The organism is Isoptericola croceus (genome assembly GCF_029382255.1).
Taxonomy (GTDB): Bacteria; Actinomycetota; Actinomycetes; order Actinomycetales; family Cellulomonadaceae; genus Isoptericola; species Isoptericola croceus.
The window spans coordinates 105,774-124,452 of record NZ_JARLLG010000006.1; the positions used below are offsets into that span (position 1 = coordinate 105,774).

The 18,679-nt window shown below is 72.5% G+C and carries 13 protein-coding genes; 5 read left to right on the top strand and 8 right to left on the bottom strand.

Annotated features, from left to right (window positions below):
• Positions 1-10 precede the first annotated feature (10 nt).
• From hrpA to PZC42_RS13950, 3 genes are all read left to right on the top strand, one after another.
• Entirely contained in the window at positions 11-4,624 is a 4,614-nt protein-coding gene (hrpA, locus tag PZC42_RS13940; RefSeq protein WP_277212138.1) for an ATP-dependent RNA helicase HrpA, read from the top strand.
• Between the two features lie 31 nt (positions 4,625-4,655).
• Positions 4,656-6,062, top strand: a complete 1,407-nt coding sequence (gene chrA, locus PZC42_RS13945; RefSeq protein WP_277212140.1) for a chromate efflux transporter — start codon at positions 4,656-4,658, stop codon at positions 6,060-6,062.
• Between the two features lie 250 nt (positions 6,063-6,312).
• Positions 6,313-6,531 carry a PspC domain-containing protein gene (locus PZC42_RS13950; RefSeq protein WP_277212142.1) on the top strand — a complete coding sequence of 73 codons (219 nt, stop codon included), beginning with the start codon at positions 6,313-6,315 and terminating at the stop codon, positions 6,529-6,531.
• A 74-nt stretch (positions 6,532-6,605) separates the two neighbouring features.
• On the opposite strand, the gene kduI is transcribed toward PZC42_RS13950, so the two are convergent.
• The 8 genes from kduI to PZC42_RS13990 all read right to left on the bottom strand — a co-directional run bounded on the left by kduI (position 6,606) and on the right by PZC42_RS13990 (position 15,454).
• Complete coding sequence (kduI, locus tag PZC42_RS13955) at positions 6,606-7,424, bottom strand: 5-dehydro-4-deoxy-D-glucuronate isomerase (RefSeq protein WP_277212143.1); 819 nt, start codon at positions 7,422-7,424, stop codon at positions 6,606-6,608.
• Positions 7,425-7,448: 24 nt separating this feature from the next.
• Positions 7,449-8,213, bottom strand: coding sequence for a 2-dehydro-3-deoxy-D-gluconate 5-dehydrogenase KduD (kduD, locus tag PZC42_RS13960; protein WP_277212144.1), 765 nt, complete (start codon positions 8,211-8,213; stop codon positions 7,449-7,451).
• Entirely contained in the window at positions 8,210-9,496 is a 1,287-nt protein-coding gene (locus PZC42_RS13965; protein ID WP_277212145.1) for a glycoside hydrolase family 88 protein, read from the bottom strand. Before PZC42_RS13965 ends, kduD begins: the two co-directional genes overlap by 4 nt.
• Positions 9,497-9,540: 44 nt before the next feature.
• Positions 9,541-10,260, bottom strand: a complete 720-nt coding sequence (locus tag PZC42_RS13970) for a ferredoxin-NADPH reductase (RefSeq protein WP_277212146.1) — start codon at positions 10,258-10,260, stop codon at positions 9,541-9,543.
• Positions 10,257-11,129 carry a carbohydrate ABC transporter permease gene (locus PZC42_RS13975; RefSeq protein WP_277212147.1) on the bottom strand — a complete coding sequence of 291 codons (873 nt, stop codon included), beginning with the start codon at positions 11,127-11,129 and terminating at the stop codon, positions 10,257-10,259. The genes PZC42_RS13970 and PZC42_RS13975 overlap by 4 nt, the downstream gene beginning before the upstream one ends.
• Positions 11,129-12,085 carry a carbohydrate ABC transporter permease gene (locus PZC42_RS13980; RefSeq protein WP_277212148.1) on the bottom strand — a complete coding sequence of 319 codons (957 nt, stop codon included), beginning with the start codon at positions 12,083-12,085 and terminating at the stop codon, positions 11,129-11,131. Before PZC42_RS13980 ends, PZC42_RS13975 begins: the two co-directional genes overlap by 1 nt.
• A gap of 89 nt (positions 12,086-12,174) precedes the next feature.
• Entirely contained in the window at positions 12,175-13,503 is a 1,329-nt protein-coding gene (locus tag PZC42_RS13985) for an ABC transporter substrate-binding protein (protein ID WP_277212149.1), read from the bottom strand.
• 67 nt (positions 13,504-13,570) lie between these two features.
• On the bottom strand, positions 13,571-15,454 hold the full coding sequence (locus tag PZC42_RS13990; RefSeq protein WP_277212150.1) for a DUF2264 domain-containing protein: 1,884 nt from the start codon (positions 15,452-15,454) through the stop codon (positions 13,571-13,573).
• Positions 15,455-15,646: 192 nt separating this feature from the next.
• On the opposite strand from PZC42_RS13990, the gene PZC42_RS13995 reads away from it, so the two are divergent.
• Entirely contained in the window at positions 15,647-17,578 is a 1,932-nt protein-coding gene (locus PZC42_RS13995; RefSeq protein WP_277212151.1) for a heparinase II/III domain-containing protein, read from the top strand.
• On the top strand, positions 17,575-18,678 hold the full coding sequence (locus PZC42_RS14000; protein WP_277212152.1) for a substrate-binding domain-containing protein: 1,104 nt from the start codon (positions 17,575-17,577) through the stop codon (positions 18,676-18,678). Before PZC42_RS13995 ends, PZC42_RS14000 begins: the two co-directional genes overlap by 4 nt.
• Position 18,679: the final 1 nt, after the last annotated feature.

Genomic DNA, 18,679 nt, shown 5'->3' on the forward strand with positions numbered 1-18,679 from the left:
ATGAGGGGTCGTGAGTACTCAGCCCTCCCCCGCCCCGCAGTCCGCCGACGACGGCGGCGCGCGCGGCGACCGCCGGGACCGTCGCGACGGCGGGCAGCACGCCGGCCAGGACGGCGCCCGACGACGTCGCGGCCGTGGGGCGCGGAAGTCCGGGAGCTCCCGGAACGGACGCGGTCCGGCGCGGGTGAGCCGCGACCAGCTCGAGCGTGCCGCCGCGGCGCGTGCCGCCGTCGTCGTCCCCGAGATCACGTACCCCGAGCAGCTGCCCGTCTCCGCCCGGCGCGAGGACATCGCCGCCGCGATCGAGAAGCACCAGGTCGTGGTCGTCGCGGGCGAGACCGGCTCGGGGAAGACGACGCAGCTCCCGAAGATCCTGCTGGACCTCGGCCGGGGGCGGGCCGGGCAGATCGGGCACACGCAGCCGCGGCGCATCGCGGCGCGATCGGTCGCCGAACGCGTGGCCGAAGAGCTGGACACCGAGCTCGGTGGCGTCGTCGGCTACCAGGTGCGGTTCACCGACACCTCCAGCGCGGACACGCTGGTCAAGGTGATGACCGACGGGATCCTGCTCGCGCAGATCCAGCGCGACCCGGAGCTGCTCGCCTACGACACGATCATCATCGACGAGGCGCACGAGCGGTCGCTCAACATCGACTTCCTGCTCGGCTACCTCTCCCGGCTGCTGCCGCGCCGCCCCGACCTCAAGCTGGTCATCACCTCCGCGACGATCGACTCCGAACGGTTCGCGGCGCACTTCTCCCCGGCATCCTTGGCGCGCGGCGGCGGTGCGCCGGCCGCCGTCGTCGACGTCCTGCCGGACCACGCGCCGGTCATCGAGGTCACCGGGCGCACCTACCCCGTCGAGATCCGGTACCGGCCGCTGTCGCCGGACAGCGACCCGGACAAGCCGCAGAAGCGCAAGGGTGAGGAGAAGGATCTCGTCACCGGGATCGTCGAGGCCTGCGACGAGCTCATGCGCGAGGGCCCCGGCGACATCCTCGTGTTCCTCTCCGGCGAGCGCGAGATCCACGACGCCGCGGACGCCCTCGAGGGCCACCTCAAGGAACGCGCCCGCGACCCGAAGCACCCCCAGCACGTCGAGATCCTGCCGCTGTACTCGCGCCTCAGCGCCGCCGAGCAGCACCGGGTCTTCCAGCAGCACTCGAGCCGGCGGATCGTGCTGTCCACGAACGTGGCCGAGACCTCGCTGACCGTGCCCGGCATCCACTACGTCGTCGACCCCGGCACCGCCCGCATCTCGCGGTACTCCAAGGCCACCAAGGTGCAGCGCCTGCCCATCGAGCCGATCAGCCGGGCGAGCGCCAACCAGCGCTCCGGACGCTCCGGCCGCGTGGCGGACGGCGTCGCGATCCGGCTCTACGCCGAGGACGACTTCGAGGGCCGGCCCGAGTTCACCGAACCCGAGATCCTGCGCACCTCCCTCGCGTCCGTGCTGCTGCAGATGATCTCCGTGGGCGTCGTGAACACTCCCGACGACGTCGCGAGGTTCCCGTTCGTCGAGCCGCCGGACACCCGGGCCGTGCGCGACGGCGTCCAGCTGCTCACCGAGCTCGGCGCGCTGACGACGCGCGACGGCACCGGGACGGCAGCAACGCGGCTCACCGACGTCGGACGCTCCCTGGCGCAGCTGCCCATGGACCCGCGCCTGGCCCGCATGGTCATCGAGGGCGCCAGGCTCGGCGTCGCGCGCGAGGTCGCGATCATCGCCGCCGCCCTGTCCATCCAGGACCCGCGCGAACGGCCAGCGGAGTCCCGCGCGCAGGCCGACCAGATGCACGCCCGGTTCACCGACCCGACGTCGGACTTCCTCACCTACCTCAACCTGTGGGAGTACCTGCGCTCGCAGCAGCACGCGATGGGCTCCTCGGCGTTCCGGCGCACCTGCCGGGCCGAGTACATCAACTTCCTGCGCGTGCGCGAGTGGCAGGACGTCGTCGCCCAGCTCCGGCAGATGTCCGGCCCGCTGGGCATCGACCTGTCCCGCCCGGCCCGGGAGGCGCAGCCCGCCGACCCCGAGAACCCGGACGACTGGCGGCACGCGTGGGACGGGGACACCGTGCACCGGTCGCTGCTCGCCGGGCTGCTCTCTCAGATCGGCATGCAGGAGACCAGCGAGGTCAAGGCCTCGGCCGTGGCCCACCTGCGCGGCGAGGCCCGAGCCCGGGCACTGCGGCAGGCCGCCAAGCGCGCCCGCAACGAATACCTGGGAGCCCGCGGCGCCCGGTTCGCGATCTTCCCCGGGTCGCCGCTCAGCAAGAAGCCGCCGGCATGGATCATGGCGGGCGAGCTCGTGGAGACGTCCCGCCTGTGGGCCCGCGACGTCGCCCGCATCCAGCCCGAGTGGGCCGAGGAGCTCGCCGGCGACCTCGCCAAGCGCACCTACGCCGAACCACACTGGTCCTCCAAGCAGGGCGCGGCCATGGCCACCGAGAAGGTGCTGCTCTACGGCGTCCCCATCGTCGCCGACCGTCCGGTCCTTTTCGCCAAGGTCGACCCCGAGGCCGCCCGGGAGATGTTCGTCCGCCACGCCCTCGTCGAGGGGAAGTGGACCACCCACCACCGGTTCTTCGCCGAGAACCGTCGCCTGCTCGCCGAGGCCGAAGAGCTCGAGGCCCGCTCCCGGCAGCGCGGCCTCATGGCCACCGAGGACGACCTGTTCGCCTTCTACGACGAACGCGTCCCGGCGTCGGTGGTCAGCGCCCGGCACTTCGACACCTGGTGGAAGAAGGCCCAGCACGACGACCCCGACCTGTTGACCCTCACGCTCGACCAGCTCGTCGACGCCGCCGCCGTGGACACCACCGAGTTCCCCGAGACGTGGACGCAGGGCGAGGTCACGCTGCCCCTCACCTACCAGTTCCAGCCCGGCACCGACGCCGACGGCGTCACCGTCCACGTCCCGCTCTCCATCCTCAACCGCGTCAGCCCGAGCGGGTTCGACTGGATGGTCCCCGGTCTGCTCGACGAGCTCTGCGTCGCGACCATCCGGTCGCTGCCCAAGGCCGTGCGCCGCGAGCTGGTGCCCGCCCCCGACGTCGGTGCCGCCGTCGCGCAGTGGCTCCGGGAGAACACGCCCGCGTGGGAGGACATGACGCGGGCCGGTGACATGGCGTCGCCGTTCCACGTCGAGTTCTCGCGCGCCGTGCGCGCGCTGCGCGACGTGATCATCCCCGACGAGGTCTGGGACGCCGAGCGCGTCGAGCGGCTGCCCGCCCACCTGCGGATGACGTTCCGCATCGAGGAGCCAGCGGCCGCGGCCGGCGCGTCGGGCTCGTCGCGCGACGCCCGCGGACGGAAGTCCGGCAAGGGGCGGTCGAAGCGCTCCACCCCCGCCGCACCCGTGCCGCTCGACGAGTCGAAGGACCTGCTGTCGCTGCAGAAGCGGCTGGCGCCACAGGCGGAGGCGGCCGTGCGGGCGGCGGTGAAGGGGGCGGTCGGGGTCGCGCTCGAGGAGGCGGCGCGGGCTGCTTCTGGGTCTGGTTCGGGGCCGTCGGGCACGGGTGTCGGTGCGCCGCCTCGCTCACGGGCCCCGGGGGGCCCTCCGCTACGGCTTGACGGCGGCGCACCGACACCCGTGCCCGACGGCGGTTCCTCACCCGCCGCGGGTGCTTCCCCTACCGCTGGGGTTGCGTCGAGCGGATCCGGTGCAGTGGTCGCGGAGGAGTCCGGGCTGACGGGATGGCCCGCGTCGTTGGTCGACGGGGTGTTGCCGCGGGTGGTGTCGACCGACCTCGGGGGCGGGGTCGTGGTGCAGGGGTACCCGGCGCTGGTCGAGGAGCGTGATGGAAAGGGTGCTCCTTCGGTGGCGCTGCGGGTGCTGGCCGACGCCGCCGGGCAGGACGCGGCGCACGAGCGCGGTGTGCGCCGGCTGCTGCTCACCGAGACGGCCCTGGCGACCGCGCGCATCACGTCGCGGTGGACGTCGAAGCAGTCGCTGACGCTCGCCGCGGCGCCGTACCGGAACACCGAGGCGCTCGTCGCCGATCTCCAGCTCGCCGCGGTCACCGCGCTGACCAGCCCTGACGAGTCGAAGGCGCCCGGGACGCCGACCGGCGGACCCGTGGCTGTACAAGTGCGAGACGTTGACTCGTACAAGGCGGCCGTGGCCTTCGTGCGGGAGCACCTGGAGGACGAGGTGCACCGGATCGTCGGTCACGTCGTGGCTGCACTGAGCGCATGGCGGACCGTCGAGAACGAGGTGCGCTCGTCGTCGTCCCTCGCGCTGCTCAACACCCTCCAGGACATCCGCGACCACGTGGCCGGCCTGGTCCACGCAGGATTCGTCTCGGCGACCCCGCCGCGCCGGGTGCCGCACCTCGTGCGCTACCTGCGTGCGGCGTCGTACCGCCTGGAGAAGGCACAGTCGAACCCGCACCGCGACGCCGAGCTCGCCTGGAAGGTGCACGACGTCGCGGAGGCGTACGAGCGGGCCCGGACCGCCTACACCTCCGGTGCGGCCGACCCGGCGCGCGCTGCGGAGCTGGCCGAGGTGCGCTGGCTGCTCGAGGAGCTGCGCGTGTCGCTGTTCGCGCAGCAGCTCGGCACCGACGGAGCGGTCAGCGAGAAGCGGATCCGCAAGATCCTCACGCCCGGCGGCTGGTGAGCCGACCCATCACGTTCCCTCCGGGAGAGACATGAGCGAAGACGACGGCACCCCCGCCGGACCGGCGGGCTCGTCAGCCGCCACGACCGTGCCTCGCGACCTCGTCCCGTTCCGCACCGCGGCGCGGGCGTGGTTCGCGATCTCGCTGCAGACGTTCGGCGGCCCGGCCGGACAGATCGCAGTCATGCAGCGCACGCTCGTCGACGACAAGCGGTGGATCGGCCAGCGCCGGTTCATGCACGCGCTCAACTACTGCATGCTCCTGCCCGGACCCGAGGCCCAACAGCTCGCGGTGTACACGGGGTGGCTGCTCAACGGGAAGCGGGGAGGCCTGGTCGCCGGAACGCTGTTCGTCCTGCCCGGCATGCTCGCGCTGCTCGTCCTCTCCGCGGTGTACGTCGCGTTCGGCGACAACATCGCCGTCGCCGGCGTGTTCGCCGGTCTCGCTCCGGCGGTGCTCGCGATCGTCGTGCAGGCCGTGCTCCGGGTCGGCGGACGAGCGCTGACGAGCCCCGCCCTGATCGTCCTCGCGATCGCCTCGTTCCTCGCCCTGGCGGTGTTCGCGGTGCCCTTCCCCTTCGTGGTGCTGGGCTCGGGCGTGCTGGGGTGGGCAGTCCACCGGTACGCCCCCGGATGGATCGACGCTCCTGTCCGGCGCGAGCAGGCCGACGGGCCTACGCCGCTCATCGCCGACGACGCCCTCCACTCCGAGCAGCCGTCGGCGCGCCGCACCGTACGCGTGCTCGCGGTCGGCCTGCTCGCCTGGGGCGCGCCGGTCGTCGCGGTCGCGCTGCTCACTGGCATCGGCAGCGTCTTCACGCAGCAGGGCCTGTTCTTCTCCGGCGCAGCGCTCGTCACGTTCGGCGGCGCGTACGCCGTGCTCGCCTACGTCGCCCAGCAGGCTGTGCAGACCTATGCCTGGGTCACGCCTGGCGAGATGACCAAGGGCCTGGCGCTGGCCGAGACCACGCCGGGACCGCTGATCATGGTGGTCCAGTTCGTCGCGTTCCTCGGCGCCTACCGCAATCCCGGTGACCTCGACCCGTGGGTCGCCGCCGTCGTCGCCGCCCTGCTGACCACGTGGGTCACGTTCGTCCCGTCCTTCTTGTTCATCTTTCTCGGCGCCCCTTACGTCGAGCTGCTGCGCCACAACCGCACCCTCTCGGCGTCGCTCACCGCGATCACGGCCGCCGTCGTCGGCGTCATCGCCAACCTGGCCCTCTACTTCGCCACGCACACGCTCTTCGCGGCATCGAGCCTGTGGACGGCGGGACCGATCAGGATCAACATCCCCGACGTCACCACCGTCCAGCCCGCGGTGGTGGGCATCGCCGCCGTCGCCGCGCTCCTCGTGTTCGTCGCGCGCTGGTCCGTCCTGCGGACCTTGGGCGTGTGCGCGGCCCTCGGCCTGGTGCTCGCCCTGGCGGGTCTCCTGTGACCGCGTCGTAGCTCGAGCCACGGATCCGCCCGCTCATTCCGCGAGGTGTCCGGCGTCGGGCATGCCTCGCGACGGCGCGTCGACACTGACTGAGGGCGCTCTGGTCGTCATTCCGTGTTCTGCGCGGCAGTCCGGACTGCCGCGCAGAACACGGAATGACGACCAGACCGGCGACGCGTCAGGGTGAACCAGGGTCGAGTCCGGGAATCGCCCGATACCGAGCGGCCGCCGTCGTGCCTAGTGTCGAAGCATGAGCAACCCTCAGAGCAGCACCCAGCAGCCTCGCAAGCTCTACCGCCCGGCCAACGGCCGCGTGTTCGGCGGCGTGTGCGCCGGCATCGCGGACTACTTCGGCTGGGACCGCACCCTCGTGCGCGTCCTCACCGTGGCGTCGATCCTGATCCCCGGCCCGCAGGTCCTGGCCTACATCGTGTTCTGGATCCTCATGCCGGACGAGCGCAAGGCCTAGGCCTGAGCGCTCCCACGACGCGAGGCGCGCTACCTCGCGAGACGTAGCGCTACCTCGCGCCTGGGTGCGCTACCTCAGCGGATGGCGGTGGGCGGGACGGCGTCCATGTCGGTGAAGTCCTGGTTCTCCCCCGCCATGGCCCACACGAACGCGTACGACGACGTCCCCACGCCCGAGTGCACCGACCAGCTCGGCGAGATGATCGCCTGGCGGTCCGCCACCACGAGGTGGCGCGTCTCGGTCGGCTCGCCGCACAGGTGCAGCACGCGCGCATCCTCGTCGAGGTCGAAGTACAGGTAGCACTCGGTGCGGCGGTCGTGGGTGTGCGCCGGCATCGTGTTCCACATGGAACCGGCGTGCAGCCGCGTCACGCCCATGACCACCTGGCAGGACTGCACGCCGTTGGCGTGGACGACCTGCTCCAGCGAGCGCCGGTTCGAGGTGACCTGGTCGCCGAGCTCGAGGGTGTTCCCCTCGCCGGGCAGCGTGAGCACGGTCGGGTAGCTCGTGTGCGCGGGGGCGCTGAACAGGTAGAACGCCGCACCCTCGCCCGCGAACGACACGTCGCGCGTCCCGCTGCCGATGTACAGCACCGCGCAGTTCGGCAGCTCGTAGGTCTCGCCGTCGGCGGTCACCGTGCCCGTGGAGCCGACGTTGACGATCCCCACCTCGCGCCGCTCCAGGAAGTACTCGGCGCGCAGCTCGGCCGGGTTCGGCAGCGAGACCGGCTCGGCGCCGGGCAGCGCGCCCCCGAGGACGATGCGGTCGTGGTGCGTGTACACGGTCCGCACCTCGCCGGGCACGAACAGGTCCTCCACGAGGAACTTGTCGCGCAGGCCCTGGGTCGTCAGGCCGGGGATCTCGGTGGGGTTGGTGGCGTAACGCTGGTCCATGGGTGATGCTCCTTCGGTCGGTTCTCAGCGCACGAGCCAGCCGCCGTCGACAGGGACGACGGCGCCGTGCACGTAGGCGGAGGCGGGCGAGGCGAGGTAGACGAAGATCCCCGCGAGGTCGTCGGGCGTGCCCCACCGGCCGGCCGGGATGCGTGCCGAGATCGACTGCTCGCGCGCCTCGTCGGCCCGGATGGGCGCGGTGTTGTCGGTGGCCATGTACCCCGGCGCGACGGCGTTGACGTTGACGCCGCGACCCGCCCACTCGTTGGCGAGCGCCTTGGTCAGGCCGACGACGGCGTGCTTGGACGCCGCGTAGCCCGGCACGAGGATGCCGCCCTGGAACGACAGCATCGACGCGACGTTGATGATGCTGCCCGCGCCCCGCTCGAGCATGCCGCGCCCCACGGCCCGGGACAGGTGGAAGACGGCGTCGAGATTGACGGCCAGCACGGTGTCCCAGTCCTCGGCCGGGTGCTCGGCGGCCGGGGCGCGGCGGATCGTGCCCGCGTTGTTGACGAGCACGTCCACCTCGCCGAGCTCCGCGGCGACCTCGGCCACCGCCGAGTCGAGCTCGGCGGGTGTCGCGGTGGCCAGGTCGCGTCGCACGCTGTACGCCCGCCGACCGAGCGCCTCGATCCGGGCCAGCGTCTCGGTGGGCTCGCTGCGGTCGAGCAGTGCGACGTCGGCGCCCGCCTCCGCGAGCGCCAGCGCGGCGCCCTGCCCGAGGCCGCGGCTCGTGCCGGTGACCAGGGCGACCTTTCCGTCGAGCCGGAACTGGTCGAGGATCATGCGTTCCCTCCGTCGGCGGTCGTACCGGCCGGGGTGCCGCCGTCGGCCCGGGTGGCGGGCCACCACGGCGAGACCCAGCCGGGCAGCGTGAGGCGGGTGAGCGCCTCGAGGTAGTAGTAGTCGCCCCACAGGCAGCCCTCGTCGACGCCCTTGTTCTTGGGGGCGTCGTAGACGGCGTGCAGCAGCAGCGCGTCGGACTCCTGGTCCGGTGCCGGGGTGTACCCGTCGACGAGCGCGGCGAGCATCTCGCGGCCGGCGGTCTCGTAGCGGGCGGCCTGCGCGGCGTCGTGCGACACGGAGGCGAGCTCGAGGAGCCCGCACGCCGCGATCGCCGCCGCCGAGGAGTCGCGCGGCGCGTCCGACCCGTCGCCGTACACGAGGTCCCAGAAGGGCACGCCGTCGGCCGGGAGGTGGGCGAGGAAGTACTCGGCGCAGCGCTCCGAGGCCCGCAGGGACTCCGGGTCGCCGGAGGTGCGGTGGTGCAGCGCGAACCCGTAGATGCCCCACGCCTGGCCGCGCGCCCAGCACGAGTCGTCGCCCGCGCCCTGCTCGGTGGCGCCCCGCAGCGGCTCGCCCGACTCCGGGTCCCAGTAGAACGTGTGGAAGGTCGAGTCGTCGTCGCGCAGCAGGTGGGTGCGCACCTGGACGACGTGCCGGGCCACGACGTCGGCGTACCTCGCGTCACCCGTGACCTCCGTGGCCCAGGTGAGCAGCGGCATGTTCATGAGGCTGTCGACGATGGTGCGGCCGCGCTGGGCGGGGTCGGACAGGTCTCCCCAGGCCTGGATGATCCCGGCCGAGGGCAGCACCCGCGTCAGGAGGTGGTCCGCCGCCGCGAGCGCCGCGTCCCGCGCGGCCGCGTCACCGGCCAGCCGCCACGCGTTCACGCACGACAGCGTGTACAGGAACCCGAGGTCATGGGTGTCCAGGTCCTCCCCGGCGTGCACCCGGCGGGCGAAGTCGGCGGCGTGCGCCAGCGCGGAGGCCCTCAGGTCCTCGTCGCCGGTGAGCTCGACGGCCAGCCACTGCATGCCCGGCCAGAAGCTGGTGGTCCAGTCGCGGTTGGCGCCCTCGGCGAACTCGTCGGTGGCCGGGCGCAACGGATACCGGTTGTCCCGCGTCGTGGAATCGGGGTACTGCGCGCCGAAGGCGGCGGCGTTGCGCCGCACGGTCGTGACGGCGGCCTCGACGGCACCCTGGAGGGCAGCAGCCAGGTCGGCCGGCACGGCGGCGGGTCGGGGTCCGGTCGTCGCCGCGGTGGCGCGGACGTCGGTGGAGGACATGGGGGTTCTCGCTTTCCAGCACTCGGGAGTGCCGTCGGGAGGGTTCAGGAGGCGGTGGCGTCGGGCATGCGCCGCGCCGCGCCGTCGGGCACGACGGAGCGCAGCGCGTGGCGGTGCCCGCCCCACACGGCGAAGAGCAGGGGTGCTGCCGCGACCCCGAGGCCGATCGCCGGCCGGGCGACGACCACGCCGGCGAGCAGGCCGAGCACCGCCAGCGCGGCCGCGCTGAAGTACCAGCGGCGCACCGCCAGGAAGAGGCTCACGCGCAGCAGGTCGCGCAGCCGCGTGCCGGGCAGCTCCGGCACGGCGACGAGCGCCACGACGCTCGTCGCGACGGCCAGGACGAGCAGGGTCACGAACACCGGGATGGCGACGGCGCCGAGGCGGGCGCCCCACACGGCGACGACGTCGACCACGAGGACGACGACGGCGGCGCTCGTCAGGGCACCGATCGCCAGCGACCTGCGCAGGTGCCGGGCGTAGGCACGCCCGTAGGTACGGACCGCCGTGGTGGACCCGCCCGTGGAGAAGGCGCTGAAGACGGCGAACGCGGCCACGAGCGCCGGGGCGACGAGGGGTGCGAGGAGTGCGAGCGCCGGCCACGACGTCGCCGGGTCGGTCGTCATGAGCAGCACCAGGACGGGGAGGCAGGCCACGACGAGCATCAGGTTCGTGGCGAGGCCGACGTAGACGAGACCGAAGATCGACTCGTAGGTCTCCGAGCTGACGCCCTTGCGGGGCGCCCCGTCCGCCCGGGCGCTCATCCCTTGACTCCCGTCGTGGCGATGCCCTCGACGAAGAAGCGCTGCCCGAGGAGGAAGATCACGGCGACGGGGATGATCGACAGCACGGAGCCCGTCATGATGAGCGCGTGCTCGGCGTCGTACTGGCCGATGAAGGTCTGCAGGCCGAGCTGGATCGTCCGCAGCTCCGGGCTGCGCAGGTAGATGAGCGGGCCCAGGTAGTCGTTCCAGGTGTTGACGAACGTCAGCAGCGTGAGGCTGGCGATCGCCGGCACGGACAGCGGCATCATGATGCGCCACCAGATGCCGTACTCGCTCATGCCGTCGATCCGCGCTGCCTCGCACAACGAGTCCGGGATCGACACGAAGTACTGGCGCATGAGGAACACCGCGAAGGCGCCGAACGCCTGCAGGGCGATGATCGCCCAGAGCGTGTTGTTCAGCCCGATGTTCGACATGATGATGAACTGCGGGATCATGTACGCCTGCCAGGGCACGGCCATGGTGCCGACGTAGGCGAGGAAGAGCACGTCCCGCCCGGGGAACACGACCTTGGAGAACCCGTAGGCGGCGAAGCTCCCGGTGAGCACCTGCAGGAACGTGACGGTGACCGACAGCACGAGGGTGTTCTGCAGCCACGTCGACATGTCGGCAGCGGTCCAGATGTCGAGGTAGTTCCGCCAGACCACGGGGTCGGGGATCCACTGGACCGGAATCGTGAAGACCTGGTTGTTCGTCTTCAGCGACGAGATGATCATCCACACGAACGGCAGCATGATCAGCGCCGAGGCGACGATCAGCGCGCCGTACCCGAGCGCCCTCTTGACGGGGTCCGAGAGCTTGCGGGGCGGCTGGCGGTAGCCGGCCACCGCTGTGACGTCCGCGGCCATCAGGCGTCCCTCCTCTTGTTCCACACAAACTGGAAGACCGTCACCGACAGGCAGATCACGAACAACGACACGGCGACGGCGGAGGAGTAGCCGAACTGGTTCTCCACGAAGCCCTTGTTGTAGATGTACTGGCTGAGCACGAGGGTCGACTGCCCGGGGCCGCCGCCCGTCATGACGAGGATGAGGTCGAAGATCTTGAAGCTGCCGATGGTCAGCAGCACGGTGACGAAGAACGTCGTCGGGCGCAGGCAGGGCAGCGTGACGTTCCGGAACCGGCTCCAGGCGCCGGCGCCGTCGACGCGGGCCGCCTCGTAGAGCTCGCCGGGCACGGTCTGCAGGCCCGCGAGGAAGAGCAGCATGTAGTAGCCCATGTCGCGCCAGACGCTGACGATGATGATCGCGGGCATCGACCAGTCCGCCGACGTCGTCCACCCGGGCGGGTTGCTCACGCCCACGGCGGTGAGGAACTGGTTGATCGGGCCGAACTCCGGGCTGAACAGCATGTTCCAGACCGCGGCGATCGCCACGATCGACGTGATGTACGGCAGGAAGGCCACGGTGCGGAAGAAGGCGACGCCCCGGAGCTTGCGGTTGAGCAGCAGCGCGAGCCCGAGCGAGGCGGCCAGGGTGAGCGGGATGTGGAAGACGCCGTAGTACAGGGTGTTGAACAGTGCGGTGTGGTAGCTGCCATCCCCGATCAGGCGCTGGAAGTTCTCCAGCCCGACCCACTGGGCCGTACCGAAGACGTTCCAGCTGGTGAACGACAGGTAGAACAGCGTGACCACGGGGATGAGCGTGAGCAGCCCGAAGCCGAGGAAGTTCGGCAGGATGAAGCTCCAGCCGACGAGGGTGTTGCGCAGCGCGAGCCTGCCCCGCGACCGGCGCAGCGGTCGCGGTGGCACCGGTACGGACGGCCCCGGGCCACCGTGGATCTGGTCGACGGAGGTCGTCGCCATGGTCACTCCTGTCTTGGTCGCGAGGCGGCGGACGCCTCACCGATCCGGCGGGGCTCCACGGTGGGAGCCCCGCCGGTGTACGGGTCAGGTCAGCCGATGCCGGCCTCGTTGGCGGCGCGGTCAGACGCCTCGGCCAGGGCGTCGTCGACCGAGTCGGACTCGGACATGATCGCCGAGTGGGCGTCGCCCAGGATGTTCTGCACGACGGCGGTGGTCTCGGCGACCGGGTTCTCCGGGCGGGTGTCGTGGGTCGAGAACGCGAACGCGGACAGCTCGTCGGTCGGGACGCCGTCGAGCGAGAAGTAGGTGTCCACGACGGTGTCGCTGAGCAGCGCGGGCGTGATGCCGATGCCGGCCAGCGCGTCGGCGCCACCCTCACCAGCGGCGAAGGCGAGGAACGCCTTGGCTGCGGCCACCTTGTCCTCGTCGATCGCCGGGTTGATGCCCAGCCCGGTCGGGTCGCCGAACGTCACCGGGGTGGCGTCGGTGCCCGTGGTCGAGGAGTCGACCTGCGGGATGGGGGCCATGCCCCACTCGAAGTCCTCGGCCTCGCCGTTCTCCTGCTGGGCGATGAGCGTCGCGACGTACCAGGTGCCCATGGGCAGCATCGCCGCCTCCTGGGTCCCGAACTGCGCCTGGTAGCTCAGCGAGTTGGTCGTGACGGTGCCGAAGCTCTCCTGGGCCTTGGCGTCCTGCAGGTCGAGGGAACGCTCGTAGAAGGGGGCCAGGTACGAGTAGTCGCCGCTGTCGAGGGCGGCGCCGTCGGACTGCGCGAGGGCGAAGCCCTGCACCACGGACTGCCAGGAGTGCTGGTAGGAGCCCTTGACGTCGAGCTCGTCCGAGAGCGCCTTGGAGGTCTCCACGTAGTCGTCCCACGTCCACGTGCCGTCGGGCTCGTCGATGCCGGCCTCGGCGAAGAGGTCCTTGTTGTAGTAGAGCAGCCAGGAGTCCTGGCGGTACGGCACCGCGTAGGACGTGCCGTCCATCTGGTAGAAGTCGACGCCACCGGTCGCCGGGTCAAGTCCTGACACGACGTCCGAGATGTCGAGGAGCTGCTGCCCGTCGGCGTAGGTGAAGAAGTTCTTCAGGTTCTTCTGCACGTAGATGTCGGGGGCGACACCGGCGGCGAGGTCGGCGATCATCTGCGTGTCGTAGTCGTCGCCGTCGCCGTACTCGGCGACCTCGACCGTCACGTTCGGGTAGGCCTCACTGAACGAGTCGGCGAGCACCTGGAACTCGGGGGTGGTGTTCAGGCTCCAGCCGGCGAGGGTGAGGGTGACCGGCTCGTCGGTCATCTCCTCGGCGGTGGTGTCGCCGCCATCAGTGGACGGCGTCTCGTTCGTCGCGTCGCCACCGCAGGCGGCCAGCGTCAGGGCGAGGGCGGCCGAGAGGCCGAACGCCGGGATCATGCGCTTCATGGGGGTGCTCTCCTTCGAGTTCGCCCGTACCCCTCGTCGGGTACGGGCCGTGGTGTGTCGCGTCAGTTCAGGTCAGGCCGTGGGTGGTGGTGGCACCGTCGGGCCAACGGACGACGGCGTCGCTGCCGTCGAGGGTCAGGGTGGCAGGCTGTGGCGCCCCGGCGCCGCCGTACAGGGTCACCAGGGCGGCCACCCAGGCGCCGGGGACGACCGGACCGTCAAGGTACGGTACGCGTGCTCCTTCGCCGAGCGGGCTGGCGTCCGCGCGCTCGGTGACTCCCGGCGTCCACCCACCCGCCAGCGGCGTGAGCGTGGACGTCAGCCCGTCGTGGGCGACCGTGGGCCAGCCGGAGACCCGCAGCACGACCGGTGCCGCGCCGTCGGGCACGTCGTCGACGCGGACGCACCGCACCTCCCACGGACCGCGCACGAGCGAGACGGTGGTGATGCTGCCGGCGGGGGTCGTGCCGCCGCGGCGGCCGGAGCCGTGGTCGCGCTGGCCGGGCTCGGGGTCGAGCCAGTGCGCGGCGGCCCGGGACGCCGCCACGGCCACGCCGTCGTGCACCTCCGGGGTACGGAGGATCTCGAACCCGGCGCGGTGGCTGGCCCGGCCGGCGGCGTCGAGGAGGGTGACCGACTGCTCGGCCGGCGAGTCCCAGCTCTGCTCGTCGAGCCACGGGCTGGTGGCGGTGGAGTAGCCGAGCCGCGCATACAGCGGGGAGTCCCCGACGTCGGCGCCGGGCAGCGCGTGGTCGGTGCCGTGGTTGACCACGCGCACGATCCCGTCGGCGCGGGTCCCGCTGACGATCCAGCCGGGCGCGGCGATCGTGCGCAGCACGTCGCCGGTCTCGACGGGGAGCGGTTCGGCCTGGGCGGTCCAGACGGGATGGTCGGCGGGCAGGGCGAGGCCGAGCATCCCCTTGCTGGCCCAGTAGGGCGAGCCGGGGCCGGAGTAGGCCTGGGCGATGCGCGGCCAGGAGTGGTGCCAGCCGAGCGTGAGCAGGCCGTCGTCGTCCGGGGCGCCGCGGTCGGCGAAGTGTCCGACGACGGCGCTCGCGGCGTGGCGCAGCCGGCCGGGCGAGTGCGAGGGGACCTCGGCCATCGCGCCGACCCAGAAGGGCGCGGCGGCGGCGAAGCGGTAGGCGAGGGACCGGCCCTGGACCAGCGGGGAGCCGTCACCGCCGATCAGGGTCAGCGCGTCGTCGAGGAACCGGTCGAGCTGCGCGACGTCGTGCTCCCGGCGGGGCGCGGCAAGGTCGGCGGCACCCGCCATGCGCGCCCAGAGCGTGGGGTAGAGGTGCAGCGCCCAGCCGTTGTAGTGGTCGAAGGAGCGCTCGGGTCCGTCGGCGAGCCAGGCGTCGGCGCGGGCGAACGTGTCGTGGGTGGCGAGGTCCTCGCGCATCTCGTCCAGCGAGCAGGGCCCGCCGACCGAGCGGAGGAACGTCTGCACGACGAGGCGGAACCAGACCCAGTTGATGCGGGGGTAGGTGTCGTCGCCCACGGCCTCGGCGAGGTAGTCGACCACCTGCTCCTGGACGCGCGGGTCGAGCCGGTCCCAGATCCACGGACGGGTCAGGTCGAGGATCAGCGCGATCGAGGCGGCCTCGACCTTGGCCTGCGCGTGCTCGGAGAGCCGCCGCCAGCGTTCGGGCGACGCCGGGTCGGTGCCCGTGGCCAGACCGGCGGCGAACCGTTCGGCATAGCCGTGGGGGTCCTCGCCGCGCTCGCCGGTGAGCCGGAAGCCGGCGAGCAGGAACGTGCGGGCGAAGCCCTCGAGCCCGTCGATCGCCCGGCCGTAGCCGCCCTCGGTGCCCGGCAGCGTGACGAGCGAGCCCCCGGGCGAGGTGTACGGGGCGACGGCCGCGAGCAGGTGGTCGGCGTGCTCGGCCCACCGGGTGCGGTCCCAGGCCGTCGCCGGGGCGGCGGTGCCGAGATCTGTCGCTGACTCCACCTTGTCGCCCTTCTCCGTCGAATGCTCGGATCGCCGCCGTGGCGACCCGCTTCGGTCACCAACGACCGAACATGTTCGAAGTAAAGAGGTCATACTCTGGCCCTGTCAACCACGTTGCTGTACTGTGATGATCGCTTTCGTTCGTTTGATGCTCACGGATGTGAGGCGGCCACGAATCTCGACGAGGAGAGAATGACTACCGAGGACCGCGCCACGGCCGCCGTGCTCCGCGACGCCGACCACGCGCTGCCGCTGGCCCCCGCGACCGACCGCTCCGTCTGGGACCCCCGCACCGGCGTCGTGCACCGTGCGACCCTCGAGGCCGTCCTCGGGCGCGCCCGCGCGGACCTCGCCCGGCCCTGGCCGCACCCGCTGGCCAGCACCGCCGCCCGCCTGCACCGGGACGGCGACCGGGACACGCACGAACAGCTCGTCTTCACCCGCCAGCACCGCCTGTCGCGCGCCGTGCTCGCCGCGGCCACCACCCTCGAGGACCGCTGGGTCGACGAGGTCGCCGACGGGATCTGGCAGCTCTGCGAGCAGAGCTCCTGGTGCTGGCCGGCGCACGACGACACCCGCACCGCGCACGGTTTCGTCCTGCCCACCGTGACCGACCCGTTCCTGGACCTCGGTGCCGGTGAGGTCGCCGGGCAGCTGGCGTGGGCCGACCACCTGCTCGCCGGACCGCTCGACGCCCGCTACCCCGGGCTGCGCGACCGGGTCCGGCACGAGACGCGGGTCCGCGTCGTCGAGCCGTTCCTGCGCCGGCGGGACTGGCACTGGCTGGGCCTCGACGGCCCCGTGCACAACTGGAACCCGTGGATCCACGGGAACGTGCTGGTCGCCGCGCTCCGGCTGCTCGACCGCCCGGACGAGGCCGCCGAACGGGCGCGCGTCGTCGACCTCGTCGTCGAGGGCATCGACCGGTACGTCTCCGCCCTGCCCGACGACGGCGCGATCGACGAGGGCTACGGGTACTGGTGGAACGGCGCGTGCCGCGCGCTCGAGGCGTTCGACGTGCTGCGCCACGCCACCGGCGGCGCGCTCGACGCGCTGGACCCGGCCGTCGTCCGGCCCGCCCTGCGCGAGACCGTCGCCTTCCCCCACCGGATGCACCTGGGCGGCGACTGGTACCTCAGCGTGGCGGACGCCCAGGCCCGGCCCACCGACGTCCAACCCTGGCACGCCCTGCACCGTGCGGCTCGTGCCGTCGGGGACGCCGACGCCGCGGCCTACGCCGCCTCCCGCGTTCCGCCCGGCGCCGTGGTCGCGCAGGAGCACGCCGGCCTCGGGCGCCTGCTGCGCGGCGTGACGGACACCGCCTGGCACGCGGCGCTGCGCACCGGCGCGACCGCACCGCTCCCCCGGCGCACCTGGTGGGAGTCCACCCAGGTGCTGCTCGTCCGCGAGCGCGACGGTTCGAGCGCCGGCCTGACGCTGGCCGCCAAGGGCGGTCACAACGGCGAGGCGCACAACCACAACGACGTCGGCTCGCTGGTCGTGGCCAGCGACGGCGTGCCCGTCGTCGTCGACGCGGGCCGCCCCACGTACACGGCGGCGACGTTCGGACCCGACCGGTACGACATCTGGACCATGCAGTCCTCCTGGCACACCGTGCCCGAGGTCGCCGGGACCGCGCAGGGCGTCGGCCCGCGGTTCGGCGCGCGCGACGTGGAGCCGCTCGACGCCGCGGACGCCGACGGCCTGGCCCTCGACCTCGCCGGCGCCTACCCGGTACCCGGGCTGCGCACCTGGCGGCGCAGCACCCGGTTGGAACGGTCCGACGACGGCGCTCGCGTCGTCGTCGACGACGCCTGGGACCTCGACCCGCCGACCGCAGGACCGACGACGGTGCGGTACCTGCTCGCCGGTGACGTCGAGGTCACGGCGAGCCGCGCCGTCGTGCACCCGCTCGACGGCGCACCCCCGGTGGAGCTGCGCTGGCCCGCCGGCGTCCCGGCCGCGACGACCCTGCGCGACCTCGACGACCCCCTGCTGAGCGAGGTCTGGGGCGAGCGCCTCGTCCGCCTCGACCTCGATGTGTCGGACCGGAGGGAGCTGCAGGTCGTGGTCACCCGCCTGCACCCCGGTCCCGCGACCCCCACGACGAAGGAGACCCCGTGAGCCACGAGACCTCACGCGCGCCACTGCCCGCCGAACGGCGTTCCCACCTCCTGCGCTCCCTCGAGCGCGACGGCGTGATCCGCGTCGCGGACCTCACGGCGGAGCTGGACGTCACGGCCGTGACGATCCGACGGGACATCGCCCAGCTCGAGCAGGAAGGCCTCCTGACGCGGGTGCACGGCGGCGCCGTCCTGGCCGACTCACCACGGACCGCCGACTCCCCGGCCGCGCCGTCGCACGAGGCGGCCGAGGCGATCGGCGTGCTGGTCCCCTCCCTCGACTACTACTGGCCGGGCGTGGTGCGCGGCATGGAGGCCGAGGCGCGCAAGCACGGAATGCGGATCGTGCTGCGCGGGTCGTCGTACGACAGCACGGACGAGCGCCCGGCGCTGCGCCGGCTCGTCGACACCGAGGGGGTCCGCGGCATCATCTGCGCGCCGCGGGTGGACGGCTCGCACGCCCAGGAGGTGACCGAGTGGTTGTCCGCCGCCGACGTGCCCCACGTCCTGGTCGAGCGGGAGGCCACGCGCGCCCCGCACCGGGACGCGTTGGAGGCGGTCGTCTCGGACCACGCGCTCGGAGCACTGATGGCCGTCTACCACCTCGCCGACCAGGGCCACCGCCGTGTCGGACTGGTCCTGTCACGGGAGTCGCCCACGTCGCGCAAGATCGCGGCCGGGTGGCGCGCCGCCTGTGCCGACCTGGGACTGACCACCGACGAGCACTTCGAACGCCTTGCACCCGACCGCAACCGCCCGGAGTTCTCCGGCGTCGTCGACGAGGTCGTGTCCACGGCGCTCAGCTCCGGGACGACCGGGCTGCTGGTGCACTCCGACCCGGAGGCCTCCGCGATCGCCCAGCGCGCGATGGACCGTGGGCTCTCCGTCCCGGGCGACCTGTCGATCGTGGCCTACGACGACGAGGTCGCGAACCTGTTCAGCCCCGCGATGACGGCGGTGCGGCCACCGCGCGACGCCGTCGGGCACGCTGCGGTGGACCTGCTCGTCAAGCGGCTCGCCGACCCCGCACGCCCGGTGCACCGCATGGCGATCAGCCCGCGGCTGATGGTCCGCGAGTCCACCGGCCCGGCGCCGGGCTGAG